Genomic DNA, 24,445 nt, shown 5'->3' with positions numbered 1-24,445 from the left:
GTCAAAACGCCTAGCATGATGCCCCACCCGTGCCAATTGGCGGCGCAGTGGCCACTCTCGACAAATCCCGGTGCGCTTGTCAATTTCGAACGTGGCCGCAGACCTTCACATTCACTAATATGCAAGGCTCGACAGTCGCATCATGCTGCAACTGCGTGCACCAGGACCTGGGGAGTTTCGAATGATCATGCCTGTCGACCGGCTGACGACGCTGGAAATCCGCGCCGCCGAGCAGGAAAAGACGATCGAGGAACTGTCGGGCCAGATCGCCGAACAGTGGACGGTCATCGAGCGCATGCAGCGCAAGCTGGATGCGCTGACCGGGCGCTTCATGGCGCTGGAGGAACAATCGGCACCCGACGTGCCGATAACCAAACCGCCGCACTGGTAGCAAGGAGAGAGCCGATGGCCGGTGAAAGCGATCGCGTTACGCGGGCGGGCGACTATGTGCTTGGCCTGATGAACGATCGCGACCGCGAGCGTGCCGAGCGCGACCTGGCGATCGATCCCGCCTTCCGCGACACGGTGATGCGGCTGGCCGAGCGCATGCATGTCCTCGACCGTGGTCCGCCATCGGGCGGCAGCGATCGCTGGCGGCTGATTTCGCAACGCATCGCCGAACTGCCGCAGATGCGTGTGGTCGGCCAGGGCGAAGCGAAGCCGGTGATCGGCAGGCTGGAGCGGAAGCCCTATGGCGTCGGCGTGCATTCGCTCGGTGGCCGACGCGGCGCCGTCATCGCCATCGCGCTGATCGTGGTGTTTGCGCTGGGTTATCTCGTCGGACAGCTATAGGCCGAGTTCGCGCGACATCAGCAGCATCGGGTAGCCGTCCTGCTCAAACGACTCGACCACTGCCCAACCGAGCCCGGCATAGAAGTCTCGCGCCACCCACGTATAGAGGTAGGTCCTCTCCACACCGATCGCGGTTGCATGCGCTTCGATGGCTGCAACCAGCGCGCGGCCGATCCCTTTGCCGCGGTGGTCGCTATCGACGACCAATCCCGCCAGCCAAGGCGTCAGTTCATGCGCGGGTTCAAGTTCGTGGCGAACCAGCAGGCAGGTCCCGACCGGGACGTCCCTTATCCGCGCCACAAGCGCCGCCTCGAAGCCATCTCCATTGAGCAACTCGCGAAGCCCGGCGACGTCCTCATTCAGCGTTCTTGCGCTGCCCTCGAAAAAGGCGGCGATGCGCAGTCGCGCCACTGCATCAACATCGCGTTCGGTCATCGGTCCGATGGTCGGCTTCACTCTCGCCTCTCAAGTTGCGGCCCCCGTCAAAACCCAAAAACAAAACCGCCGGACTCTCGCCCGGCGGTTTCAACTCTAATGGATACAGATCAATACGGGCAGGCGTTGTCGGCGGTATAGTCGTGCACCTGGATCGTGCCGGCGATGATGTCGGCCTTGGCCTTTTCGACGGCAGCCTTCATCTCGTCGGTGACCAGCGCCTTGTTGTTGTCGTCCATGGCGTAGTCGACACCGCCTTCCTTGAGGCCGAGATTTTGCAGGCCGCCTTTGAAGGTGCCGTTCTTGCCGTCCATGAAGGCGGTGTAGACGGCCACGTCGACGCGCTTCAGCATCGAGGTCAGCACCTTGCCGGGCTGCAGGCCGTTCTGGTTGGAATCGACGCCGATGCCGAGCTTGCCGGCATCCGCCGCCGCCTGCAGCACGCCGACACCGGTGCCGCCGGCCGCGGCATAGACCACGTCGGAGCCCTGGTCGATCTGCGTCTTGGCGATCTCGCCGCCCTTGGCCGGATCGTTCCACGCCGCCGGCGTGTCGCCGGTCATGTTCTGGATGACGTCGGTCGCACCGGCTGCCTTGGCGCCGCCGACATAGCCGCATTCGAACTTGCGGATCAGCGGAATGTCCATGCCGCCGATGAAGGAGACCTTCTTGGACTTCGAGGCCATCGCCGCCAGGATGCCGACGAGATAGGAGCCTTCGTTTTCCTTGAACACAAGCGAGCGGACATTGGGCATATCGACGGCATCGTCGATGATGGCGAAGTTGAGATCGGGATATTCCTTCGCGACCACCTTCAGCGCATCCTCCCAGGCAAAGCCGGCCATGACGATCGGGTTGCGGCCGTCCTCGGCGAAGCGGCGCAGCGCCTGCTCGCGTTGCGAGGCGTTCGACACTTCGAACTCGACATAGGCGGTGCCGGTCTCGGTCTTGAACTTTTCGGCGCCGTGATAGGCAGCCTCGTTGAAGGATTTGTCGAATTTGCCGCCGAGATCGTAGAGGATGGCCGGCTGGACATCCGCGGCGAAAGCCGGAAGAACCATTGCGGTTGCGGCCAGGAGGCCGAGAACGATACGTTTCATGTGATCCACACCCTGTCGGTTATTTTTTTCCGTTACGCGCCGTCCGCCTGCCCGGTTCTCCGGCAGGCATGCGGCATCAGCCAGGAGTGTACTCCCCTCCCGCTCAAGGCAATCTGGCACGGCCCGAAACAAAATTCACGCGGAATTTTGACCTTTTGGAAAAGCATGCCCCCCGTTGGAAAAACATGCCCAAGACGGTGACAGCTGCGGGGGATTGCCACATTGTCGTCGCAAGCTCGCCGCGACAACGCGTCAGCCGGGGGCGAATTCTCCGCCTCGCCGCCGGCGCCGGTAGCCGATCGCATAGAGGATGAAGGCAAGCACCGCGAACACGGCAAACCCCGGCTGGGCAAGCACCCAGGCGATGCCGCCATCCCATATCATCGGATTGACCTTGGCGCGCACGAAGGTCTCGAAGGCCGCGCGGGTGTCGGGCGAAACCGCCAGCCAGCTCGAATTCAGCGGCGTCATGACCAATGCGGAAGCCGCCACCGAGCGCGTCGCGTCGAGCACGGCCATGATGACGGCGACCGAGAGTGCGACCATGGCCGCGAGGCGAAACAAAAAACGCAGCATCGAAATCTTCCCCGGTCCTCAAGTTCCTCCCGAGGACCTTCCGGTCAAAGGCGAGGAATAGAATGCGCACGCCCGGCGCGCAATCGGCTTACGCGAATTTGAAGTCTATCGCTTGCGCCGATGAACGAGCCAGACGCCGAGGATGCCGCCGCCAATGGCCCCGACCACCAGCCCGGCAAGGCCGATGAACACCGCGAAGTAGCCGCAGCCGCCTTCGAAACAGCTGATGTCGGTGGCTTCGGCGATCCCCGCGCCGAGCGCGAAGCCGGCGACTGTGCCGACGACGGCGCCGAGGATGATGCCGGCCAGGGCGGCGACGATCGAACTAAAGGCTGACGGTGCCTGCGCTTCCGGCCTTGCATAAAAGGCCTTGGCCTCGTCGCGGCGGCGCAGCAAGTAAATGCAAAAAAGGCCGATGACGATTTCGGTGGCGGCGATCGCAAGCTCCCTGGCGGAGACGGTGAAATCGGGCACGGTCAGCGCATAGACCTGCTCGGCCAGCCGCCAGGCGATGGTGGTGATCTGCCAGATGGTGAAATGACGCGGAAAGCGCGCGGAATGGCTGAAGGCGAGGCCGAGCAGATAAAGCCCCCACACGATGGTGACGATGTCGAAGGCCAGTCCGCCAAGCACGAAATAGAAGATCCTGTCCGGCACGCCGGAACTCTCCAACAGCCACCGCGCCGAGACCAGCCAGTAGACCGACCATGCCATGACGAAGAGGAGCCAGACCACGGGCACGAAGGACAGCCCGCTGTCCGGAGGCCCTGCGGGCGTCAGCCCGCCTGGCATGCCTCCGGCCGGCGTTCCGCTGGCCGGCTGTTCATTGCTCGATGTCATGTCTGGACGTTGCCCCCGCAAAGCCTCCGCCGCACTCGACAGGTGGCGAGGGGCGAAGTCAAGCGCGGCCGGCCCTGCCTCCTTGCCCGTGCACACCATTCAGGACCGAAGCGCCTTAGAAGCGGAGGCGTTCAACGCCCCGCGAAACGATGCGTGGCCGGCAAAGCGAATAGACTGCCGTTATGGCTTGGCATTCGGCGCCGGATCGACTAGATGAGCCCCGCGCCTGTTTGATTGACGGGCGCCGGGAAGGGCATCCGCTGGTTGGCGGTGTCCATCAAGCGGGTCTTCCCGCAAATCCCAAAGGGATGCATCTCCCCAACCCGCGTGGCAAAACCGGCCGGGCGCGAATGCAAGGACGGAGAGGTGGCCGAGTGGTTGAAGGCGCACGCCTGGAAAGTGTGTTTACGGGAGACCGTAACGCGGGTTCGAATCCCGCTCTCTCCGCCATTATCAAGCCAATGAAACCGCCTGCGATTTCCCACCCAGCGGGTGCGGCTGACTTTATTTCACATGCTCGCCCTGGGTTCATGGCGGATTGCGGCTTGCTCGCGACGCCAGGCGCAGAAATGCCGCGGAGCCATGCGGCGGTCGTCGTCACCTGGTCCGCCAGAGTTTCAAAGGCGTAGCGCCGAACCTCTGTCTTCACTCTTCGTGCCCCATCTGTCACCGTCGCAACCAACGCGGTAGTGCCGCCTGGTGCGGTCTCAGGTCGCAGATGAGGTAATTCCATGAATTATAACGATATCGACCTCAATCTATTGCGGGTCTTTGACGTGATGATGCGGGAAAGGAGCGTGACGCGGGCGGCTACCGAATTGGGCAGAACACAATCAGCTGTAAGCCACTCCCTGTCGAAGCTTCGGTATCTATTGCGGGATGAATTGTTCACCAGAGATGGCGGCGAGATGCGGCCGACTCCCCGGGCAGTTGAGCTGCTGTCGAATATTTCCGCCGCACTCGCAACGATCCGCGCATCGATCGACCGGCATCAGATCTTCAATCCAGCAACGACGCGGCGCAACTTTCGCGTTGGACTTACAGATTATCATGCCATGGTTTTCATCCCGGGCCTCATTCGAGAATTTTCCAGGCAAGCTCCTGGCGCGACGCTGAACGTCATTCCCGCAAACGGACCCGAAATCGGTTCATCGGTCTATCTGAGACAAGTTGACTGCGCGCTGACGGGAGCAGCGATACGCGACGACCCAGGTCTCTTGAAGGTGGAGCTTGGCCAGGACCGATTGTTTTGCGCAGTGTGGAGCGGAAGCAAGATCGCCAGAAGCGCAATGACGCTGGAAACCTATCTGGCCAGTTCCCACCTCCAGATTTCCGCAGATGGCCTGGCGGAAGGCCTCGCGGATGCCGCCCTCAAACAGATGGGTCTTCGCCGCAATGTCGTTGCGACCATCTCGAACTATCCGGTGCTGCCCTGGGCGCTTCGCGGCACTGAACTGATTACCCATTGCGGTGATGCCATCCTGCAAATGCTGGATGAGAGGAGTGAGGTGACGTTGGTCCCGCCACCCCTTCCGATAGCGAATGTGAATGCCTGGCTTATTGTTCACCGCCAGATGGCGAATGACCCGGGAACCAGGTGGCTCCGGGAAATCATCGTGGGAATCTACAACGAATCGCGGAGCAAGAGACACCAAGGCACCCTCGGAGCACCGGGGTCGGCCGTAAAATAGGTCGCGGGCGCTGCTTCACCACTCAACCGCTTTTCAGCTGGGAGTGCTTCGCAACTATGAGCAGCGCTCATTTTCACAATGAGAACAATCGATTTGACGAATACTTGGGCTGGAGAGCACATTCCCTTCAACAATAACAGGGGAATGCCGAAATGAGATCAACGTTCAAGGGCCTACTTGCCCTCGCCATCGCGTGCACCGCCTCCTCGGCGTGGTCCGCAACCCTCGACAATGTCAAGAAAAATGGCGTGCTGACCTGTGGCACAAATTCGGCCACGGCTGGCTTCAGCCTCCCCGACAATGAAGGCAAATGGACCGGATTTGTCGTCGATTATTGTCGCGCCGTGGCCGCTGCCGTGCTCGGGGATGCGCAAAAGGTCAAGTTCATCCCATTGACGCCAAAGGATCGCTTCACCGCCTTGCAGTCGGGAGAGATCGACATTCTCGCGCACAACGCAACCTGGACATCGTCCCGCGATACGTCGCTAGGCATACTGTTTGCCGGCACGTATTTCTATGACGGCCAGGGGTTCATGGTGCGCAAGGCCGACAACATCACGTCGGCCAAGGGGCTCGACGGCGCATCGATATGCGTCACCCAGGGCACCACGACCGAGTTGAACCTTGCCGACTATTTTCGCTCGCAGTCGATCAAGTACACGACGGTTGGTTTCGCGGACGAGGAAGCTGTGGTGAAGGCTTATGAGGAGGGGCGTTGCGACGTCTTGTCCGCAGACACCTCCACCTTGAACGCGTCGAGGCTTCGCATGGCCAAGCCGGACGACAGCATTGTTCTTCCCGAGCTGATCTCCAAGGAGCCGCTTGGCCCGGCGGTGCGGCAGGGTGACGACCAGTGGTTCAATGTGGCGAAGTGGACGCTCTACGTCATGGTGGCCGCGGAGGAATACGGGGTCACCTCCAAGAACGTCGATGCCATGAAATCGTCGGACAATCCCAGCATCCGCCGCCTGCTTGGCGTGGAAGGCAGCATAGGCAAGGACATCGGGCTCGGCGATAACTGGCCGGTCGAGGTGATCAAACAGGTCGGCAATTACGGCGAAGTGTTCGATCGCAATGTCGGCAAGGATTCGCCGCTGAAAATGGAGCGCGGCATGAACGCGCTCTGGAACAAAGGCGGCGTTCAGTACGCTCCGCCGATCCGCTAATGCATGTCGCTCAAAAATGGCCCCGGTTTTGAGACAACGACATGCATACCGAAGACCCTAAAGCGCGTCGCCTGAGTCCGTTCAAACCCGACGCGCTTTAGGCAAAGGCATGGTTGCAAGGCGCTGGCGTGTTACCGTCAGCGCCTTGCACGGACCCGATAGGAACAGCCCATGTCCCATTTGTCGCTTCCCGCGCCGTCGCGCAGGAGGTTGTCGCTGCATGATACGAAGGTGCGGGGCATCTTCTACCAGCTCTTGCTCGCCGGCTGCCTGCTGGCCTTGGCCCTGGGCATCGCATGCAGACTGCATCGAATATGCGGGTCCGGGGGATTCCGCTCTCATTCGACTTTTGGAATGAGTCTGCCGGCTTCGACATCAATCAAACCCTGATACCGTACGATGCATTGTCCAGCTACGGTCAGGCGTTCTGGGTGGGAGTGGTCAACACCCTCTACGTCAGTCTCCTCGCAATCCTGTTCGCGACCTTGCTTGGCTTCGTCATCGGCGTTGCCCGCCTGTCGCCGAACTGGATCGTTTCGAAGGTGGCGACCGCCTATGTCGAGCTTGTGCGAAATGTTCCGTTATTGCTGCAGCTGCTGTTCTGGTACAACGCCGTCCTCAAGCCGTTGCCCTCGCCGAAGGCGTCCATCGCCATGCCCGGCGGCATCTACCTCAACAATCGCGGCCTCATCGTTCCGGAGATTCATTTGCATCCGGGAGCGGGTCTGGTGGGCCTGGCATTCGTTGCGGCCATTTCCTGCTGCGTTGCATTCTGGTTTCGCGCCAGGAGCGTCCAGAGACGGACGGGCAGGCAGCTGCCGGTGCTTCTGGTCAGTCTGGCGACCTTGATAGGATTTCCGCTGGTCGTATTCCTGGCGGCTGGCGAGCCGGTCTCGTTCGTCGCCCCGCAGCTACGGGGTTTCAATTTTCAAGGCGGGCATCAGCTCTATCCGGAGTTTGCCGCTCTCCTGATCGGTCTGTCGGTCTACACCGGTTCATACATCGCCGAGATCGTGCGAGGTGGAATCCAGGCAGTGCCAAAGGGCCAGACCGAGGCTGCGCATGCGCTGGGGCTGGCGCCGGGCAAGACGCTTCGTCTGGTCGTCGTTCCCCAGGCGCTGCGCATCATCATTCCCCCTTTGACAAGCCAGTATCTCAATCTCATCAAGAACTCGTCGCTTGCCGTGTTCATCGGCTATCCCGACCTCGTTCAGATCTTTGCAGGCACGGTGCTCAACCAGACCGGAGCCGCCGTCCAGGTCATGGCGATTACCCTGTCGGTCTATCTCGTTATCTCCCTTGCCACGTCATTGGCCATGAACGCGTGCAACCAACATTTTGCAATCGTTGAGAGGTGACGGGTGAGCGATCAGTCCATGCGTTCGCCAATTGTGATCAGCGCGCTCATACCAGCCATGGCGCCTCCCGCGGACGTTCGACCGGGTCCAGTGAGCTGGATGAAAAAGAACCTGTTTTCGACGCCGTCTTCAGGCGCGCTGACAATATGCTTTGTCCTCCTCGCCGCGTGGCTGCTGCATCACTTCCTGAGCTTTGCGATCTTCAAAGCGGTCTGGAGCGGCGGCCACGAAGCTTGCCGTGCGAACAGCCAGGGGGCTTGCTGGCCTTTCATCGCCGAGAAGTTCGACTACCTGCGATACGGCGCGTATCCGGTTTCCGAGCGGTGGCGCGTGGACCTTGCGCAGGCGATCGGCGCCATCCTCATCGTTTGGCTCCTGTGGACGAAGGCTCCGCGGCGCAAAATGGCGGCGTTGCTGTTCTTCCTCGTCTTCCGCGTGGCCGCGTTCGTTCTCGTGCGCGGCGTTGCCTGGCTTCATTTGCCTGTCATCGATACGACGCTCTGGGGCGGTCTCTTGATCACGTTGCTGATGTCGATCGTGGGTATCGTCTTCTCGCTTCCGATCGGGGTTATCCTGGCGCTTGGACGCAGGTCGGAACTCCCTTTCGTCAAGACGGTTTGCGTCACGTTCATCGAAGTCGTCCGCGGCGTGCCGTTTATCACAGTGTTGTTCATGGCGAACTTCATGATGCCGCTCTTCGTCCCGGATTATCTGACGCCTGATCGTCTGTTGCGCCCGCTCATCGCGATAGCGTTGTTCTCGTCCGCCTATATGGCCGAGGTCGTGAGAGCCGGCCTTCAGGCGATCCCGAAGGGCCAGTACGAAGCGGCCAAGGCGCTCGGGATCGGCTACTTCGACATGATGCGCCTGATCGTCCTCCCTCAGGCGTTGACGATCGTCATACCGAGCATCGTCTCGACCTTCATCGGTCTGTTCAAAGACACGACTCTGGTCGCCATCGTCGGCATCGCGGATTTCCTGAAGGCCATCGAAACGGCGCGCGTCGATCCGAACTGGGCAGGCCCGACGATCTCATCAACCGGCTACCTCTTTGCGGGGCTGGTCTACTGGAGCTTTTGCTTCGGCATGTCGCGTTACTCGCAATATGTGGAGCGCCAAATGGCGCGTGGCCACAAATCCTAGGAGGCGCTGATGATGCCACAAGCAATGCCCGCGGCAAGGTGACTATCAAATGGCTTGTGCAGACACGCCCGCATCGGCGCTTGGGCAACGACATATCGCGGGAATAGATTTCGACCAGATCCACGACCGTCAGCAGTTCGGATCCGTCAAATGGGCCAACCAGTGGGACGAGTTCTCTCCTCAGGTCGAGGGCCAGGACCTGCTGTCGCTGTGGACGGCGGATATGGATTTCCGCGGTCCGGAAACCGTCATCGCGCGACTGCGCGAGGCCGCGGAGCATGGCATTTACGGCTACACACGCCGCGATCCGCGCCACTACGAGATCGTGCAATCGTGGTTCGCGCACCGGCACAACTGGTCGCCGAAACTGGAGACCTTGCTTCCCGCGCCGGCGATCATGCCGTCGGTGGCTGCGATACTGCGAACCTTCACCAAGCCCGGTGACGGCGTCATTGTGCAGTCGCCCGTGTACTCGCCCTATTTCGAAGTGGTTCAGGGAAACGGGCGGGTTCTGCTTACGAACCGGCTGAGGCTGCAGAACAACAGATATGAGCTCGATCTCGAGGATTTCGAGAAACTGGCGGCCGGCGGTGCCAAGGCATTCCTGCTGTGCAATCCTCACAACCCTGCCGGAATGGCCTGGACACGCGAAGAATTGGCGGCGCTCAACGACATCTGCGAGCGCCATGGGATCCTGGTCATATCCGACGACATTCACTGCGACATAAGGTTGTCGGATCGCCCCCACATCGTCTTCTCCTCCATCTCGGAAGATGCTGCCGAGAAATCGTTCATCTGCACCGCTCCAACGAAGACTTTCAATCTTGCCGGGGTTCCTTCGGCAACCATTTCGGTAGCCAGCAAAAAGCGCCGCGAGGCGCTTCTTGCCGCAATGCAGGCGTCATTCATGGTGAATGCGAACTTTTTCGGCCGCCTGGCCCTGGAGGTTGCTTACAGCAGCGGCGCGCCGTGGCTCGACCAACTCACGCGCTACATCGCCGGCAACATCGATCTGGTTTGCGAGTTCGCCGGTGAACACCTTCCAGGCATCACGCCCATGCGGCCCGACGCATCGTTTCTGGTGTGGTTGGATGCGTGCGCGCTCGATCGCCGAGTGGGTGGAATTCAGAAATTCTTTGTCGATCGGGCCGGGGTTAATCTCTATGACGGCCGCGTCTATGGGCCTGGCGGCGAAGGCTTCATTCGCCTGAATGTCGGCTGCCCGCGTCCTCTGTTGCGCCAAGGACTGGAGCGCATGTCCAGCGCGCTGGCATCCCTGTGATCGACCGCCAGGGTGCTTCGGATGCGAGCCTGGTACTTGATGCCGGCAGCCGGTAAGGAAACGTCCGAGGGCGACGAGCCGGGTGGCCCGCAAGTCCGGATTCCATAGCCGTGCCGGACACGACCCTCAAGCCAAAGTCGACATGTCCAGCTTGATCGCCGCTACCATTTCACAGCGAACCCGAGCTTGGCGCCCAGGGCGTGGCTATCGCCAAAATCCTTGAGGCTTGTCCGCGCTGTCCCTTCTCCGAAGACGGCGTAGCGACCGTCCGCCCAGCTCAGCGAGCCACCAAGGCCGACACCGCCCCACAGCGCCTGATTTTCGCTGACCAGTTTCGTGCCAGACACATCGACATCATTTCCGTCGAGGAAGTCGTAGTAAAGGTTGCCGAGCCCGTAAATGTGCGTGCGGCTGACTTGCCCCGCATCGTCCACCCACTGGTCTTCATAGTCCGCGGAGAGGCCGAGGCGGCCGACGAGACTGTTGCTGCTGCCGGGCGACACGACGGCGCCAAACGGGTCGGTGAACGCGTCGAAGTCGACCGAGGAATAGGCAAGCTGGGCCTGCGGCGTCAGCGACCAGTTGCCGTTGAGGGCGATCTTCTGTCCGGTCTCGATGCTCAGCCCGTAGCCGAAACCGTTGTTGCCGTCCGCAAGCGTGGTGCCCAGCGTGGCCGACCGGATGTCACTGTCATACCATGTCGCCTCGGCCTGCGCGTCGACGTAGAAGCCACCGCTGCCGAACCAGGTGAGCGTGCTGCCGACGCCGTAGCCGGTGGCAGCGATCGACCCTGCCCCGAAGATCGAGGAGACGTCCGACGACGCGGTTCCGTAGTGGGCCGTAATCCCTCCGATCAGGGTACCGGCGTCGCTTTCGTGCAGCAGGCCATCGACGCCGGCCTGCAGCTTCCAGGTGGTCACGTCATAGTTCGTGCCGGAGGTCGACGTCTCCGGCTTGATCTCGGCATGGGCAGCTTCGATGCGCGCCCATATCGCCTTGCCGTCGACCGAGCCCTGGCCTGGCAGGTCCGCACCTTGCGGCGTAGCACCCTCGCCCCACGACCGATTGCCAATGCGTTGCTGCATGGTGCCCAGTTCATTGAAGGCCTGCAGCACCCCTTCATAGGCCTCGTACAGCGGCACGCCGGGCGAATAGAGTGGCTGCGGATCGGGATCGCCGTTGACCAGGGCCGAGCGCAGATACCAATCGCCATCGGCCGGTGTGCTGACGCCGTTCTTGTAGAGCCTGTATGCGTAGGCGCCCGCGACGACCGCTGCATCGCCTTCGAAGGTATAATTGCCGTCGAGCGAGAAGCTGCCGTTCGAGACGCCGCCGACGTCGACGATCTTGATGCCTCCGACCGTTTGGGCGCCCGACCCGCCGAAATTGACGACCTGAAGGGTACCCGTCCCTGACGTGTTGCCGGCGATCACCAGCATGTCTGTCGGCGAACCGTCACCACCGAGCGCAGCGTTGAGAACGACGGCGCCGCTATTGCCGACATAGTCGCCGCTTACGGTAAGTGTGTCGCCTGGGACGCCACCCGCGATGCGCACCGTTCCGGCGTTGCTCAGCCCCGCAATCGTCTGGGACGTGCCGGCAAGATCGAGCGTGGCGCCCGAGGCGACGGAAAACTGCGAGGAGGAACTGAACGCGTTCGCAGCGCCCGCGGCAAGCGTGCCGCCGCTGACCATAGTGGCGCCGGTAAAGCCTGAGTTGTCCAACGCAAGCAGCAGCGTGCCTTGGCCGTCCTTGATGAACGTACCGGCGCCCGAGAACACGCCGGCATAGCTGGCGGAGGCGACTTGGTCGAATGTGAAGGAGGCGCCGGCGCCGATCGCGACATCGCCACCGAAGCGCTCGGCTGCCGAGACGAGGCCGCCTTGATTGACGGTCCAGTCCAGCAGCGACGTGCCTGACAGCGTCAGCACGCCGGCGCCATCCTTCATCATTGCGCCGGTGCCGGAGATATCGCCGGCGAAGCTGGCGTCCGCCGCCTGGTCGAACACGACAGTGCCGGAATTGCCGATGTCGCCACGAATCGAGGTTGCATCGCCGACCAGCGTGCCAGCGCTGACCAACGTGTTGCCGCCATAGCTGTTCGTTCCCGTAAGCGTCAGCGTGCCGGCGCCGGTCTTGGCAAGGCTGCCAGCGCCAGAGATCGCACCGGACAAGGTCAGGTCGGCCACAGTGTCGAAGGTGCCGCCGGCCGACGAAAGCGTGACGTCGCGCGCCGAGCTGAACGCCGCTGTGTTGCGCAGCGTCCCGCCGGAGAGCGTTAGGCCGCCAGCGGCAACGCCGAGATTGTTGTCGGCTGAAACAGATAGCACGCCGCCCAGGACGGTGGTGCCGCCCGTGTAGGTGTTGGCGCCGGACAGCACCAGCGTGCCCGCATCGGTCTTGGTCAGGCTGCTGGTCCCGGTTAGCACGGAGGCGATGGTGGCGGTGTAACCTGCTCCGGCCACCGTGCCGTCGCCGACCCGAATGATGCTCTCGCCGCCAGCGCCATCAAGCGTGATGGCGTCGCCTTCGATGCGGTAGCCATCGGCGGCGAATTGCATGCCCGTAATCGCAAGCGCGCCGGCGCTGCCGTCGGCGATGACGGTGCCGCCGAGCGTCTGGAAGATGGCGAAGCCGGGCTGCGGCTTCATCGCGCCAGTTACCAGGCCGGTGCTCGTCGTCCAGTTCAGGCTTGTCGCCGTCCACGTGCCGTTGCCGCCGTCGACCAGATCATTGTTGGCATTGCCGGCCGCGTCACCATCCCAGAAGAGCAAGTCGGTGCCGACGCTGCTGACGAGATTGACCTGGTTGGCGACGGAGGTCTGCACCGTCAGGTCGGCGGCCGTGACACCGGCCGGCAGATTGCCGAGCTCGAGACCATTGTCGGTGAGTGCGCCGCCATAATTGATTAGCCGGTAGACGCCAGGCCCGAAGCCGCCGACATCGGTGATGTTGAGGCTGCCGTCCAGCGTCAGCGCGCCGGTCACCTCGATCAGGTCGTTGACACCGCCGCCGACAATGCCCGCCTGGCCGAGCTCGTAGTCGAGCATAGAACCGGAGCTCAGGCTGAGCGATCCGACCGTAAGCGTGCCAGGGCTGGACCCCGGCGCCAGCACACCGCCATCGGCGACGATCACCGCGCCGCCGATCGAGCCGGAGCCGCCCAGCGTGCCGCCGCTGTTGACCGTCGTTTCGGTGCTGCCGAGCGAGCCCTCGACGATAAGCTTGCCGCTGTCGACGGTGGTGCGGCCGGAATAGGTACTGTCGCCCTTGAGCACCAGGGTGCCGGCGCCCTCCTTGTAGACGCCGCCCACGCCGCTCAGCTCGCCATTGGCGGTCAGCGTCGTACCCGCCGCCGCGCGGAAGTAGCCATAGGCGGAAGTGAGGTTGACATCGCGGCTCATGGCGAAGCTTGCTGTCGTGCCGAGTTCGCCGCCGTCGAGTGTCAGCAGGCCCGTCGCGGCACCCAGATTCTGGTCCGACGCGACCGAGATGCTTTTGCCGGTCCCGACCTTCGTGCCGCCGCTGTGGGTGTTGGCACCGGTCAGCGTCAGCGTGCCGAAGCCTTCGATGTCGACGCTGCCCGAGCCGGAGATATTTCCGCCGAAGGTGTGGGGGCCGAGGTCGAGAAACGAGACAGCGCCGTTGTCCAGGATGTCGCCACGGATCGCCACGGTGTTGCCGGCAAGCGTTCCTGCATTGACGATGTTGCCACCCGTATAGCTGTTGGACAAATTGGTGACGTTGAGGGTGCCGGCGCCGCTCTTGACCAGTGTGCCGGTGCCGGTCACCTGGCCTGACACGTCCAACTGCGTGCCTGCCACCGTGTCGAACCCGCCGGTCGAATTGATCAGGACATTGCGATTGGTGGCGAAGCTGGTGGTCGTGCGCAACGTGCCGCCGTCGAAGGTCAAGCCGCCCGAGAGGGCGCCCAGATTGTCATTGTTCGAAATCTGCAGGATCCCGCCGGACAAGGTCCAAGGCGTGACGGCAGTTGTCGTCCCCGTTAGGGTCCAGGTGCTGTTTCCGGTTTTCTCGTAGAACCCAAACCCGTCATATTTGGCGCCAGCGCCGATCTGCGACACACCGAAACTGGCGCTGATATCGCCACCCAGCTTGAATGTATCCGCGGCGCTGAAAGCGACCACATTGCCTGTGATGGTGGAGCCGGCCTGAATCTCCAGCGAATTGACGCCGCCGGTGAACTGGATGGCTTTGCCGGCTGCCGGCGTTCCGCCACCGGTGCCGACGGCACCGCCGCTGATCGTACCCGCATTGATGACCGCGATGTTGGCGCCCTTGATCCCTGCGGCGCCATCGCCGCCTGCCAAGGAGCCCTGACCGCCACTGCCGCCAACGATCGTCGCACCTAGCTTGTTGATGACGGTTCCACCTGAAAGCAGCAGAACAGCGGCGCCACCGTCCCCACCGCCGCCGAGAACTGTTCTTCCACCGGCACCCCCGAGCAGATTCCCGCTGTTCTGGATTGTCCCGCCGCCCATCAGGACGATGGCAGCTGCGCCGCCGCCACCACCTGCTTGGACCCCAATTGTGGAGAGACTCGTGCCGCCGGTAACGCTGCCGCCCGCCTCTACAAACACGTTTGCGGACGAGAATATGCCGACGCCGCCACCACCGCTGCCGCTGTTGCCATTGGTCCCACCTCGGCCGCCAGTGCCACCACTCACCGATCCTGTGCCAGTGACTGTAACGTCGGCCGTGGCACTGACGCCCACACCGCCACCGCCACCGCCGCCGCTCCTGACGACGCCATTCGTGCCAGGGGAGCCCAAAGCGCCGGCCCCGCCGCTGATGCTGGTTGCAATGGTCCCGTCTGTCGAGATGACCAGACCCGTAGCACCAGTGGCACCGGCAACGCCATTTGGGTTGTTGGCTGTCCCACTTACCGCTCCCGATCCTCCTGGCGCCCCGTCACCCGTCGTGAGGTCAATGCCGCCACCACCGCCACCAGCGGTCGCGCCATTGGCGGCATTCTGACCCGTGGCACTCGCGAGCGCGCCGTCAACGCCACCTTGTCCAGCGCCTGCGCTGCTACCATTGCCGCCATCGGCCCGAGCCGGCGCGGCGCTCAGCGCAAGGGCAACAGTTAGGATCATCAAGGCGGAAGTGCTGGAGCGAAGCGACACGACTTGCGGCAAGCGCGCGAGATGCAAAACCCAAAACCCATCACGCGCAATCCGCTCCGCCATGCCTAAGCTCCCTGATTCCTGAGTGCGCGAAGGCAGCATGAAAGCTATTCGCCCGCAAGAAGTTTATAGTCATGAGAGCTACCAAGAAGCTAACGGTGATCAGTAAAATGAAGTCTGCGACTTTTGAGCGACAGAAAGTAGTCAATATTAGATATAGCTTATTAAACAGAGACCTTACGGAATCGCGAGAACAATCTCGCTGCATCAATTTATGCGGAAACGTTCGGACCTCCTGGGCTCCAGCCGATCCCATCGGGCGGAGGTGAGTTTCGCCTCTACGGGGGCGATGAGGCGCTAGGCTGCCCCTTGGGCGACCCCTCACTATCCTGCAAGAAGTGATTCTGTAATCGACTCCCACTCTGCGTCTAGCTTGCCAGTTGCCACAGGCTGCCCGGCGCGGCGGTACCAGTAGGCTGCATTAGAAAGGTCGCCTTCTTTGCGGTGCAGATAGGCATGAACCCATACAGAGGCCGGATCAGATTCGTTGGCCTGCACACACTCATGCGCCCGCTCCCAATCGCCCTGTCTATCCCACCATAGAGCGTGGAGCGCCATCCCAAGATTCGCCGGGGGCTCTACTCCCTGAAGGGTCGCACGGAACTCGTCGATGTCCATAGTTACCTCGCCTCTGGCTACGCCGGTCCTGTCCCGTTCCGTGCAACGAAATGCGCCCTCTGCCGGTGATTTGCTCTGTCGACTTTAGCAATGGCTCTGGCGATCTTTAGCGGAAACCGGGTTTCCGCTCGACGAAGGCCGCATCAAGGGCTTCCAATTGACGAATGCTCGTTGCAGGGCTGCTTCCTGCTTCTAAGCTTCTTGGACGACAGAAGCTGCCACGGAAACCGAAGGCGCTTCCAGGCTCCATGTTATGCCATGCGGACCGTGTTCGAGAATTCCCTGCCCACTAACCGCTGCGGGCGCGACCCGCTTCAGCACCACGGTTCCAAAGCCACCTTGTCCGACAGTCTGAACCTGCGGCCCATCGGTTTCGACCCAGGTGAGGTGAAAGAGCCTCGAAGCACCGGAACCGGTGATGCCCCATGTGACCGAGATCCGGCCCTTGTCCCCTGAGAGAACCCCGTATTTGGCCGAGTTGGTCGCCAGTTCGTGGAAGGCAATCCCGAGATACTGAACTGCGTTGGGACTGAGCACCAATGATGGGCCCGACATTTCGATCACATCCCCCCGCGGGAAAGGCTCGACCTGGGCCGCCAAGAGGTCGCTGATCGTGGCACCCTTCCAATCCGCCGATACAAGCAGGTCGTGAGATCGTGACAACGCCATGATGCGCTCGCGCACCTGGGTTTCAAATTGTTTTGGCGTCTCCGATCGCTTGTTGGTCTCCCGGATCATCGACAGGATGACCGAATACTGGTTTTTCACCCGGTGGTTGACCTCGCGCATCAGCATGCGGATGCGGTATTCATTCTCCTTCGCCGACGTGATGTCTCGCGCTATCTTCGATGCGCCGGTGATCTGCCCAGTTGCGTTACGCACGGGCGATATCGTCAGCGAAACCGGAACCAGGCTGCCATCCTTGCGCAGGCGGGTCGTTTCGAATGGTTCGACGCGCTCGCCGCGGCGAATGCGTTGGAGGATGCGGGGTTCCTCGTCCTGATGGTCTTCGGGGATCAGCATGGTCACCGACCGGCCAATCGCTTCGTCGGCGGTATAGCCGAAAAGCCGTTCGGCGCCGTGGTTCCAGCTTTTTATGATGGTGTTGAGATCCTTGCTGACGATAGCGTCAAATGAGGATTCCACGATCGCTGACAGGTGCTGCCTGGTTTCTTCGGCACGCTGGCGGTCCGTCAGGTCCAGCAGCATGTTGACGGCGCCAATCAGAGCGCCGTGCTCGTCCCGCAGCGGTGTCGGGTAGGGCAGGAACGGAAAAAACGATCCATCGGGACGCTGCGCAACAGCTTGCTGATTGCGGACCGGCCTGTTCTCCTTGAGCGCGATGGCCATCGGGCATTCATCGTGCGGCAATTCCTTGCCGTCGGCAGTGAACAGCTTGAACGTCACACACCATTTATCCTTGCCGATTTCAGGCTCCCTGCCTGCCAGATCGGCCGCGGCGCGGTTGTAGTAGGTGATCGTCCCATCCTGATCGGTCGTGTAGATGGCGACGGGTAGGCCGTCGAGTATCTGGTGATAGGTACTGTCATGCTGCCTGAGCTCCGAGCGGGTGTGTACCAAGTCGGTTACATCGACCGTGAAGCACCGGGTGTTGATCAGCTTGCCGTCCCGGAAATGTCCGCTTGACGTGACTTCGACGTGCTTGATCGATCCATCGCTGGCCCTCAATCGCGCCGGATATCTTACGATCTTCTCGCCATTGGCAAGGCGAACCAAAATGTCCTCTATGACGTCCCGGTCGGGATAGAACTCGGCGATGTGGCAACCGAGGTAGTCCTCCGCAGGATAGCCGAGAAGGTCGAGCTCAGCCTGATTGGCATGCACGATCAAGCCGTCTGCGTTCACCAGATGCAGGGCAACGGCGCCGTTTTCGAAGAAATCCTTGTAATCGAAATCCAGACCGTCATTGCTGGACACTCCCGGGTTTTCGAAGGCGAGAACAGTCGCCTGTGTTGCTTCATGCATCCCAAACACCTTGTCCAGTCCAACCAAATATAATGCGGCTTGGATCAGTTGGTTCCCATTGCTCGCGATCTCGACCCGCTGCGTACGGGAACTCGATCCTAAAAGGGGCGTAGCCTCGACTCGTCTTCCATCTACAAACGTGCGATGATCCACGCATGGGCAAACCCTTGGTCCTTGTCGTTGACGACGAAGCCTTGATAGCACTGGATATGGAGTCCACTCTTTCGGAGGCGGGCTTTGCCGTGGCATGGCGGCGACATGTTCCCAGGCGAAACGTTTTCTTGCGGACCATACCCCCGCCGCAGCGATCCTGGACGTCAGGCTGTCGGACGGCGAGGCTGTTGACGCGGCAAAAACCTTGGCAGGGCGGGCGGTTCCTTTCATCGTCTATTCCGGCCTGGGGCTCGAGGAAACCCCCGAAGCGTTCTCGTCTGGCGTAAGAGTGATGAAACCCGCCGGACCTGCAGAGGTGGTCCGGGCTCTCAAAGCGATGACCGCCGGGCAGCAGAAGGCGACGGGATAGCCGTGCTCTGAGCACCTTCGGTCTAAATTAGCCAGGCGCTGCCGGAGCAGCTGCCGCGCCTCACGGAGCAGCGAGTTGCGGCCGGTGCCGATCAGGCGAACAAGTTCGCGCCCGTGATCCTCGGTGATGCCGGTCTCCCTGGCAATTGACAGCACCAGTGCTTCTTCCCTTCCACTTTCTTAGGGTCGTGCGTTGCCCGTGCTGATCATGCCTTCTCCATCGGCTCAACGCCAAGATCTGAGAGAGACTCATTCCTCGACGCACGGTCAACCTCGTTGTGCCGCGTTTGAACGGCAGAGATAGCGGCTCAATTATTGCGTTGCCAGGATCGATCCTGGCACAGCCAAGTGGCCGATCCATTCGCACGATAATGCGCCCCGCGCAGGGACGGCGCCAGCACGGGCCAGATCGACCGGACAGATTGAGCAGTCCTATGCCTCTCCGAACTCGGCTTCGTTTCTCGACTTCGGGTGCCGCTCGTAGTCAACGGGCGGCGGCAGGAGCATGATTTCGGTCTCCTTGCGGCCGAACTCTCGGCCGATCTGGAACGCCGCGTAGATCGCGCCGAGGCGGATAAGGAATCTGAGCATGGGGTTCTCCTTCGGTGTTAGGAACCGCAAGGCCGCGAGATTGTTCCATGGCTTGCGAGTGGGGGACGATCTTGCCGTCTCACCAGGCATTCCAGCGCCGGCGCGGCAATCTGAGACATGGCGGTGCGGCTAGGCTGTTGCGGCCGTTGCCTGGGCCGGGATCCGTTTTCGAGGGGCCGGACGCCGTCGATCGCGGCGTTTCGAAACGACTTTGAGGGGAACGGCCGGCGCTGGAGAAAGTGCGCCAAGCACAGCGTTGACCATGCCGTGGGCTACGAAATCGGCGCTGATGTCGGCGGCCAAAGCTTGCCTTTCTTGCCCGACATCGCCCTGCTCCGCGTCTGACCAGAACACAATCCCAATTCTCAAACCTGCCTTGGCGCGCTTCAGTCTGCGGACCAGAAAGCGGGCATGCTTGAGCGAATCCCGGTTCAGGAAACCGACCACGACGGTGTCGATCGCCTCTAGTTCGAGACGACGAATACCTGCCGGCTCCATATCGACAAAACTGGCCTTCGCCACCGTAGCACCTTGCACCTCCAGCACCTGAGCGAGCATGGCGGCAGCGGCATCGTCGAGTTCGCCGCGACCGCCGGCACAAAGCACCGACATGTCCTTGCCGTCGGGCAGCTCGATCTCTTCCTCTTCGACGCCATCTGTTTCCCTGCTCGCGCTCCCTTCCGCGGTGGTTGCCGGCGCATCTTCCTCGCTTGCCTCTTCCTGTGCATCGTCGGCAAGATTTGCCACAAGAATTTGGGCGCTCGCCGCCACCTGCCTTCGCTGTTGATCGCCCATCACGCCTCGCATGCGGTCCTGCTCGCCCAACAGGAGAGCAGGAATGGCGACCGTGTCGTAGAAATCGATCAGGTACTTCTCCTCGAGGATCTCCTCGGCATGGTCAGTTGCCTCGTCGGGATCGCCGGCCAGGAGCCGTTGATAGAGCCGGGCGTGAGGTTCAAGGACGGGCTCGTTGCCAAACAGGACGTCGAGAAATTCGAACTGCGGAACATGTCGCCCGAGGACGACGAGGCAAACTGTCAGCGGCGTCGAAAGGACCAGGCCGAGTGGCCCCCACAACCATGTCCAGAAAATTGCCGCAACGATGATTGCCAAAGGAGAAAGTCCCGTGCGCGAGCCATAGAGCCACGGTTCGATGACGTTGCCGGTTACCAATTCCATCACGACAAACAGTGCGGCGGTCCACAGCACCAGCGACCAGCCGGGCGCAACCGCCAAGGCCAGAAACAAGGGCAGCAGCATGCCGATAACAGGGCCGATATAGGGAACGAAGCGCAGCGCCAGTGCCAGCAACCCCCACAGCAGCGCGTTGGGAATGCCGAGCACCCAAAGGCCAATCGCGATTGGTATCGCGTAGACGATGTTCACCACCAATTGCATGATCAGATAACGGCCAACCCGTTTGCCGGCATCCTGCAATGCCTGCGTTGTGCGATGGAGGTCGCCATAGCCGACGAGGCGGATAAACCGGTCGCGCAGATCCTCGCGCTCAAGCAACATGAAGATGACGACGATGATGATCAGGCCAGCTGATGCCAGCGGGCTGATCAACGGTCCGATGATGTTCTGCAATACCTCCAGAGGTCTCTCGCGGGCGACGATCTCGACGGGAACAGGCTCGCGCCGGGGCTTGTCGGCCGCAGGCGGCGCCACATCCTGCTTGTCGATCTCCTGACCGACGCGCTCGATCACCCCGCTCAGCCTGGCAATTATGCCGCCACCAACGCCCGTCTCCTTGAGGGAACGCACCTTGGTCAAAATGTTTGTCTGGTAGACGGAAATGTTCTGAGCAAGCTCGCTTACCTGGGTCGCAACAATGAAGCTGAACAGGCCCAGGGCCGCGAATGCGCCAATCACGCTCAGAAGCACTGCAGGCAGCCGAGGCAAGCCGACACGCTTCAGTGCGGAGACCATCGGCACCAGCGCAAAGGTCAAAAGCAGCGCGATGGCAATGGGAAGGAACACCTCACGACCGAAATACAGCGCAGCTACTGTCGTGACGATGGTTGCCACGGTAGGCAGAGCTGTGCGCGGATGGGCATTGCCTGCCGCAAGAATCCGTCCTAGCCCCCGCTCGGACGATGAGATGTCGTTTCGACGATTGGCAGCCACGTGATTCCCCCCGTTTCCTACCGATAGTTAGACCCATTCGCCTGCCGGGCAATGTTTAGCAGGGCCGAATACATACGTTTTGCGGTTTTGCGCCCTGGGCGCTGTGCTCCGACGGTTCAGTCGATATCGTCGGAGCCGCAAATCTGTGGTAAAGCCGCCGCCCAACCAACCAAAGGACGACACTGTGAGCGAACCGACTGTGGCCGAAGCGACCGAAAGTATCTATGCCTCGCTGCGGGCGGACAATGCCGACATCGACGCCCATATCGCGACGCTCAAGGCAGCGCTGACACGAGAGGGCGCAAAACAGGCGGTGTTCGATCCGGCAAAATTGGCGCAGAACAACCGCTCGGGCCGTAAGTTGATGCAGGCTTATTTTCGCCAGCGCGGCGTGAGCGTGAGGTTTTCGGACCAGTAGCGCGCGGCAGCTTGGGGGAACCGCGTCTCGACGGACGGTCCGTATCTCGCCCGCTCCGCCCTGCGGTGGACTTTCGTCAATCCTAGGCGAATGCCCGCATTGCCCCTGCCCAGGTCGGTGTCACTCCCTGCCCCTGCAGCTCTTGACGGAAACCGGTGCCTCCTGTTTGAGGGGGGACCAGGACGTTGCTGCATGGGGAGATGGGCAAGGTGGGCAAACAGTGAAGCGCGTTCTTCAGATGCTTGCCGCGGCGATCATCGCGTCCGGGGCGACCGGCTGCACGAGCATTTCCTACTACGCGCAGTCGTTGCAGGGTCACGCGCAGATCATGGCCGCCCGCAAAAATATTGGAAAACTCATCCGTGATCCTTCGACGCCTGAGGCATTGCGCGCCAAATTGACGTCGGCTAGCGCCATAAGACGGTTTGCGACAGATGAGCTGGCACTGCCCGAGAACAGCAGCTACCGCAGCTATGTCGACATCCATCGCGACGCCGTGACCTGGGCCGTTTTTGCCGCGCCGCAATTCTTGCTGGCGCCACGAACATGGTGCTTTCCGGTTTTCGGCTGCGTTCCATACCGGGGTTATTTCTCCCGGAAATCCGCGGCTGAAAGCGCTGTCGAGCTTCAAAGACAAGGCCTCGACGTCTATGTCTCGGGCGTCACCGCCTATTCCACGCTTGGCTGGTCGAGTGACCCGCTGCTGAGCACCATGCTGCGTCAGGACGACACCTATCTCGCAAGCCTTGTTTTTCATGAGCTGGCGCATCAGCGCCTCTATGTGGATGGCGATTCCGCATTCAATGAGGCGTTCGCCGTAGCCGTCGAAACCAGCGGCGTCAGGAAATGGCTCCGCGCCGCCGGCGATCGGGCCGGATTGCGCCGCTACGAAGCCGATCGCAAGCGCAGCGCCGATTTTCTCGGGCTGGTGGCGAGGACGCGCGACGAGCTAAGGCAGGTCTATGGTAGTCCCCGCACCCCGGAAAAGATGGCGGCCGCCAAGGCAGCAACCATCGACCGGTTGCGGGCGCGCTACCGGCAGATGCGCGACAGGCACTGGGCGGGATACCGTGGATACGACGCCTGGTTCGATGCCCCGATCAACAACGCAAAGCTCGCCGCAACTTCTGTCTACGGTGAACAGGTTCCGGCCTTTCTTCGCTTGTTCGACCTGTGTTCGGGCGACTATCCAAGGTTTTACGCTTCTGTCCGGCGGATCGCGGATTTGCCCAAATCGTCACGCGCCGAAGCGCTCAAGGCTGCGGACACGTGCAATTGACTTGAACAAGCACAGGCTGGTCCTGACGATCACCCCAGCGACAGTTCCTTCGTCTGGTGTCTCAAAACGAGGCCGACCGCGCCCAGCAAGGCATCGTTCTCGGTGTGCCTGCCAACGATGATGCGCGTGCGCAGCGCGGGAGCGACATCCCGGGACTTGATCAGCGTGTGGCGTTCATAGGACGCGATCAGCGGCGTCAACAGAATGTCCCCTGCCAAAGCCATGTGGCCGCCGATGATGATAAGCGGCGGATTGAGCACCGAGCCGATCAGGCCGAGACCCCGGCCGGCGATCTCGGCGGTATCCTCGATCATCCGCAACGCCCTGACGTCGCCCTGCTCGGCCATGGCGATGACATCGTCCATGGTGACTTGCCGCCCAACGACACGCGAAATCTGTTCCAGCGGCCGGGTAAAACTCGCGTAGAGCTCCAGGCATCCGCGATTGCCGCAGCGGCAAAGGTCGCCGCCGGGATCGATGCTGATGTGCCCGAATTCGCCGGCGCCGCCGGCGACGCCCGTCACCAGCCGGCCATGCTGGACAATGGCGCCGCCGACACCCAGATCGATCTTGAACAGCACGAAATCGTCCTGGCCGACGGCCGCACCCCACATCAGCTCGGCAATGGCCGCGCAGTTGCTCTCATTGTCGGCGAAGATCGGCTGTTCCAGAACGGGTCCAAACACATCTCGTATGTTGACGCCGGCCCATGTTGGAACCATGCTGGCGCGCAGCACCACTCCATCGCGGCTGACAGGGCCGGAGACGGAGACACCAACCCCCAGGAGCCCCGCCATCGGCAGACCATTTTCCCTGTAGGATTGGGCAATCGCCGATTTGACCGCCTGGGCCGCCTGTTGCGGCTGGTAGTCCAGCGCCATTGGAATATTTTGTTCGGCAATGACGGAATGCGAGACATCGGCGACGATGAGCCGTATCTGCTGAAGAGCCAGGTGAATGCCGACGCAGGTGCCCGCTGTCGGATTGAGCGTCACCGCCGCGGCTGGCCTGCCGATGCCTCTGATGCCGTCGCGGCTGGTCGGGGCTTCGATCACCATTCCAGACTTTTTCAAGCCGTTAAGCGCGGTTGACACCGTCGAGCGCGCCAGACCGGTGGCGCGTGCGATCTGCAACGCCGAGAGTGCGCCGCGCTCGCTCAGGCAGCGCACGATCATGCTCTCCGGCGACGCGGAGGGTCTGTCGATCAGCCAGGTTCTAAGCGAAGGTTTTGTCATGGCTCAACATAAACATCGTTGACTGATAGCTCCAATATGTCATCTTGGAAAGAACTCGAGATTGACGCATCTCGCC

The 24,445-nt window shown here is 61.7% G+C and carries 21 protein-coding genes and 1 tRNA gene; 11 read left to right on the top strand and 11 right to left on the bottom strand.

Translation table 11 applies throughout. The features are described 5' to 3' along the window. Positions 1–184: 184 nt before the first annotated feature. Both NKI10_RS29100 and NKI10_RS29095 read left to right on the top strand, forming a co-directional pair. Positions 185–391: a SlyX family protein gene (locus NKI10_RS29100; RefSeq protein WP_196813704.1), complete on the top strand. Its 207-nt coding sequence runs from the start codon at positions 185–187 to the stop codon at positions 389–391. Positions 392–405: 14 nt separating this feature from the next. Next, entirely contained in the window at positions 406–792 is a 387-nt protein-coding gene (locus NKI10_RS29095) for a hypothetical protein (RefSeq protein ID WP_352862498.1), read from the top strand. Here NKI10_RS29095 and NKI10_RS29090 read toward each other — a convergent pair. The 4 genes from NKI10_RS29090 to NKI10_RS29075 form a co-directional block, all read right to left on the bottom strand. Further along, complete coding sequence (locus NKI10_RS29090; protein WP_023704058.1) at positions 787–1,248, bottom strand: GNAT family N-acetyltransferase; 462 nt, start codon at positions 1,246–1,248, stop codon at positions 787–789. The genes NKI10_RS29095 and NKI10_RS29090 overlap by 6 nt on opposite strands. Positions 1,249–1,337: 89 nt before the next feature. Then, entirely contained in the window at positions 1,338–2,327 is a 990-nt protein-coding gene (locus NKI10_RS29085) for a BMP family lipoprotein (RefSeq protein ID WP_023683177.1), read from the bottom strand. 252 nt (positions 2,328–2,579) lie between these two features. Beyond that, positions 2,580–2,903, bottom strand: coding sequence for a hypothetical protein (locus NKI10_RS29080; RefSeq protein ID WP_023691865.1), 324 nt, complete (start codon positions 2,901–2,903; stop codon positions 2,580–2,582). Positions 2,904–3,008: 105 nt separating this feature from the next. Continuing rightward, positions 3,009–3,743, bottom strand: a complete 735-nt coding sequence (locus NKI10_RS29075; RefSeq protein ID WP_352862497.1) for a hypothetical protein — start codon at positions 3,741–3,743, stop codon at positions 3,009–3,011. A 360-nt stretch (positions 3,744–4,103) separates the two neighbouring features. Here NKI10_RS29075 and NKI10_RS29070 point away from each other — a divergent pair. The 6 genes from NKI10_RS29070 (at position 4,104) to NKI10_RS29045 (ending at position 10,383) form a co-directional block, all read left to right on the top strand. Further along, positions 4,104–4,193 (top strand) — tRNA-Ser (locus NKI10_RS29070). A gap of 281 nt (positions 4,194–4,474) precedes the next feature. After that, the gene (locus tag NKI10_RS29065; RefSeq protein ID WP_023700965.1) at positions 4,475–5,434 is read left to right on the top strand and encodes a LysR family transcriptional regulator; all 960 of its coding nucleotides are present in this window, start codon (positions 4,475–4,477) and stop codon (positions 5,432–5,434) included. Between the two features lie 152 nt (positions 5,435–5,586). Beyond that, entirely contained in the window at positions 5,587–6,600 is a 1,014-nt protein-coding gene (locus NKI10_RS29060) for an amino acid ABC transporter substrate-binding protein (protein ID WP_023671115.1), read from the top strand. Between the two features lie 296 nt (positions 6,601–6,896). Continuing rightward, positions 6,897–7,958, top strand: coding sequence for an amino acid ABC transporter permease (locus NKI10_RS29055; protein ID WP_352862496.1), 1,062 nt, complete (start codon positions 6,897–6,899; stop codon positions 7,956–7,958). Positions 7,959–7,976: 18 nt separating this feature from the next. Beyond that, complete coding sequence (locus tag NKI10_RS29050) at positions 7,977–9,101, top strand: amino acid ABC transporter permease (protein WP_352862500.1); 1,125 nt, start codon at positions 7,977–7,979, stop codon at positions 9,099–9,101. 49 nt (positions 9,102–9,150) lie between these two features. Further along, complete coding sequence (locus NKI10_RS29045) at positions 9,151–10,383, top strand: MalY/PatB family protein (protein ID WP_352862495.1); 1,233 nt, start codon at positions 9,151–9,153, stop codon at positions 10,381–10,383. 161 nt (positions 10,384–10,544) lie between these two features. Here NKI10_RS29045 and NKI10_RS29040 read toward each other — a convergent pair whose 3' ends face one another. From NKI10_RS29040 to NKI10_RS29025, 4 genes are all read right to left on the bottom strand, one after another. Then, the gene (locus NKI10_RS29040) at positions 10,545–15,071 is read right to left on the bottom strand and encodes an autotransporter outer membrane beta-barrel domain-containing protein (RefSeq protein WP_352862494.1); all 4,527 of its coding nucleotides are present in this window, start codon (positions 15,069–15,071) and stop codon (positions 10,545–10,547) included. 215 nt (positions 15,072–15,286) lie between these two features. Beyond that, positions 15,287–15,442 (bottom strand): hypothetical protein, encoded by a 156-nt coding sequence (locus tag NKI10_RS29035; protein ID WP_156033724.1) that lies wholly within the window; start codon positions 15,440–15,442, stop codon positions 15,287–15,289. A gap of 472 nt (positions 15,443–15,914) precedes the next feature. Beyond that, the gene (locus NKI10_RS29030; RefSeq protein WP_023704064.1) at positions 15,915–16,208 is read right to left on the bottom strand and encodes a hypothetical protein; all 294 of its coding nucleotides are present in this window, start codon (positions 16,206–16,208) and stop codon (positions 15,915–15,917) included. 192 nt (positions 16,209–16,400) lie between these two features. Then, positions 16,401–18,194: a PAS domain S-box protein gene (locus NKI10_RS29025; RefSeq protein ID WP_352862493.1), complete on the bottom strand. Its 1,794-nt coding sequence runs from the start codon at positions 18,192–18,194 to the stop codon at positions 16,401–16,403. A 247-nt stretch (positions 18,195–18,441) separates the two neighbouring features. On the opposite strand from NKI10_RS29025, the gene NKI10_RS29020 reads away from it, so the two are divergent. After that, positions 18,442–18,717 (top strand): response regulator, encoded by a 276-nt coding sequence (locus NKI10_RS29020; RefSeq protein WP_352862492.1) that lies wholly within the window; start codon positions 18,442–18,444, stop codon positions 18,715–18,717. A 431-nt stretch (positions 18,718–19,148) separates the two neighbouring features. Here the strand turns inward: NKI10_RS29020 and NKI10_RS29015 are convergent, their stop codons facing one another. Both NKI10_RS29015 and NKI10_RS29010 read right to left on the bottom strand, forming a co-directional pair. Continuing rightward, a complete protein-coding gene (locus NKI10_RS29015) occupies positions 19,149–19,307 on the bottom strand; it encodes a hypothetical protein (protein ID WP_023807227.1) in 159 nt (52 codons plus the stop codon). Positions 19,308–19,436: 129 nt separating this feature from the next. Then, complete coding sequence (locus NKI10_RS29010) at positions 19,437–21,437, bottom strand: AI-2E family transporter (protein ID WP_023698764.1); 2,001 nt, start codon at positions 21,435–21,437, stop codon at positions 19,437–19,439. Positions 21,438–21,621: 184 nt separating this feature from the next. Between NKI10_RS29010 and NKI10_RS29005 the strand changes: the two genes are divergently transcribed. Both NKI10_RS29005 and NKI10_RS29000 read left to right on the top strand, forming a co-directional pair. Beyond that, positions 21,622–21,855 (top strand): hypothetical protein, encoded by a 234-nt coding sequence (locus tag NKI10_RS29005; RefSeq protein ID WP_023671105.1) that lies wholly within the window; start codon positions 21,622–21,624, stop codon positions 21,853–21,855. 238 nt (positions 21,856–22,093) lie between these two features. Continuing rightward, complete coding sequence (locus NKI10_RS29000) at positions 22,094–23,134, top strand: aminopeptidase (RefSeq protein ID WP_031262125.1); 1,041 nt, start codon at positions 22,094–22,096, stop codon at positions 23,132–23,134. Between the two features lie 29 nt (positions 23,135–23,163). Here NKI10_RS29000 and NKI10_RS28995 read toward each other — a convergent pair whose 3' ends face one another. Continuing rightward, entirely contained in the window at positions 23,164–24,369 is a 1,206-nt protein-coding gene (locus NKI10_RS28995; protein WP_352443530.1) for an ROK family transcriptional regulator, read from the bottom strand. Positions 24,370–24,445: the final 76 nt, after the last annotated feature.

This window comes from Mesorhizobium sp. M0802, from assembly GCF_040320115.1.
Lineage (GTDB): Bacteria > Pseudomonadota > Alphaproteobacteria > Rhizobiales > Rhizobiaceae > Mesorhizobium.
This window is presented reverse-complemented; position numbering and strand designations above follow the sequence as displayed.

Coding starts and splice junctions, on each gene's coding strand:
- NKI10_RS29000 (WP_031262125.1), top strand. CDS start 22,094: ATGCTTGCCGCGGCGATCATCGCGTCCGGGGCGACCGGCTGCACGAGC.
- NKI10_RS29075 (WP_352862497.1), bottom strand. CDS start 3,743: ATGACATCGAGCAATGAACAGCCGGCCAGCGGAACGCCGGCCGGAGGC.
- NKI10_RS29045 (WP_352862495.1), top strand. CDS start 9,151: ATGGCTTGTGCAGACACGCCCGCATCGGCGCTTGGGCAACGACATATC.
- NKI10_RS28995 (WP_352443530.1), bottom strand. CDS start 24,369: ATGACAAAACCTTCGCTTAGAACCTGGCTGATCGACAGACCCTCCGCG.
- NKI10_RS29065 (WP_023700965.1), top strand. CDS start 4,475: ATGAATTATAACGATATCGACCTCAATCTATTGCGGGTCTTTGACGTG.
- NKI10_RS29025 (WP_352862493.1), bottom strand. CDS start 18,194: ATGCATGAAGCAACACAGGCGACTGTTCTCGCCTTCGAAAACCCGGGA.
- NKI10_RS29020 (WP_352862492.1), top strand. CDS start 18,442: ATGGCGGCGACATGTTCCCAGGCGAAACGTTTTCTTGCGGACCATACC.
- NKI10_RS29050 (WP_352862500.1), top strand. CDS start 7,977: ATGCGTTCGCCAATTGTGATCAGCGCGCTCATACCAGCCATGGCGCCT.
- NKI10_RS29030 (WP_023704064.1), bottom strand. CDS start 16,208: ATGGACATCGACGAGTTCCGTGCGACCCTTCAGGGAGTAGAGCCCCCG.
- NKI10_RS29055 (WP_352862496.1), top strand. CDS start 6,897: ATGCAGACTGCATCGAATATGCGGGTCCGGGGGATTCCGCTCTCATTC.
- NKI10_RS29095 (WP_352862498.1), top strand. CDS start 406: ATGGCCGGTGAAAGCGATCGCGTTACGCGGGCGGGCGACTATGTGCTT.
- NKI10_RS29060 (WP_023671115.1), top strand. CDS start 5,587: ATGAGATCAACGTTCAAGGGCCTACTTGCCCTCGCCATCGCGTGCACC.
- NKI10_RS29080 (WP_023691865.1), bottom strand. CDS start 2,903: ATGCTGCGTTTTTTGTTTCGCCTCGCGGCCATGGTCGCACTCTCGGTC.
- NKI10_RS29015 (WP_023807227.1), bottom strand. CDS start 19,307: ATGCTCAGATTCCTTATCCGCCTCGGCGCGATCTACGCGGCGTTCCAG.
- NKI10_RS29035 (WP_156033724.1), bottom strand. CDS start 15,442: ATGGTAGCAGCGCAGGCGCTGGACAAGGTGGCGTTGACGGCGCGCTCG.
- NKI10_RS29085 (WP_023683177.1), bottom strand. CDS start 2,327: ATGAAACGTATCGTTCTCGGCCTCCTGGCCGCAACCGCAATGGTTCTT.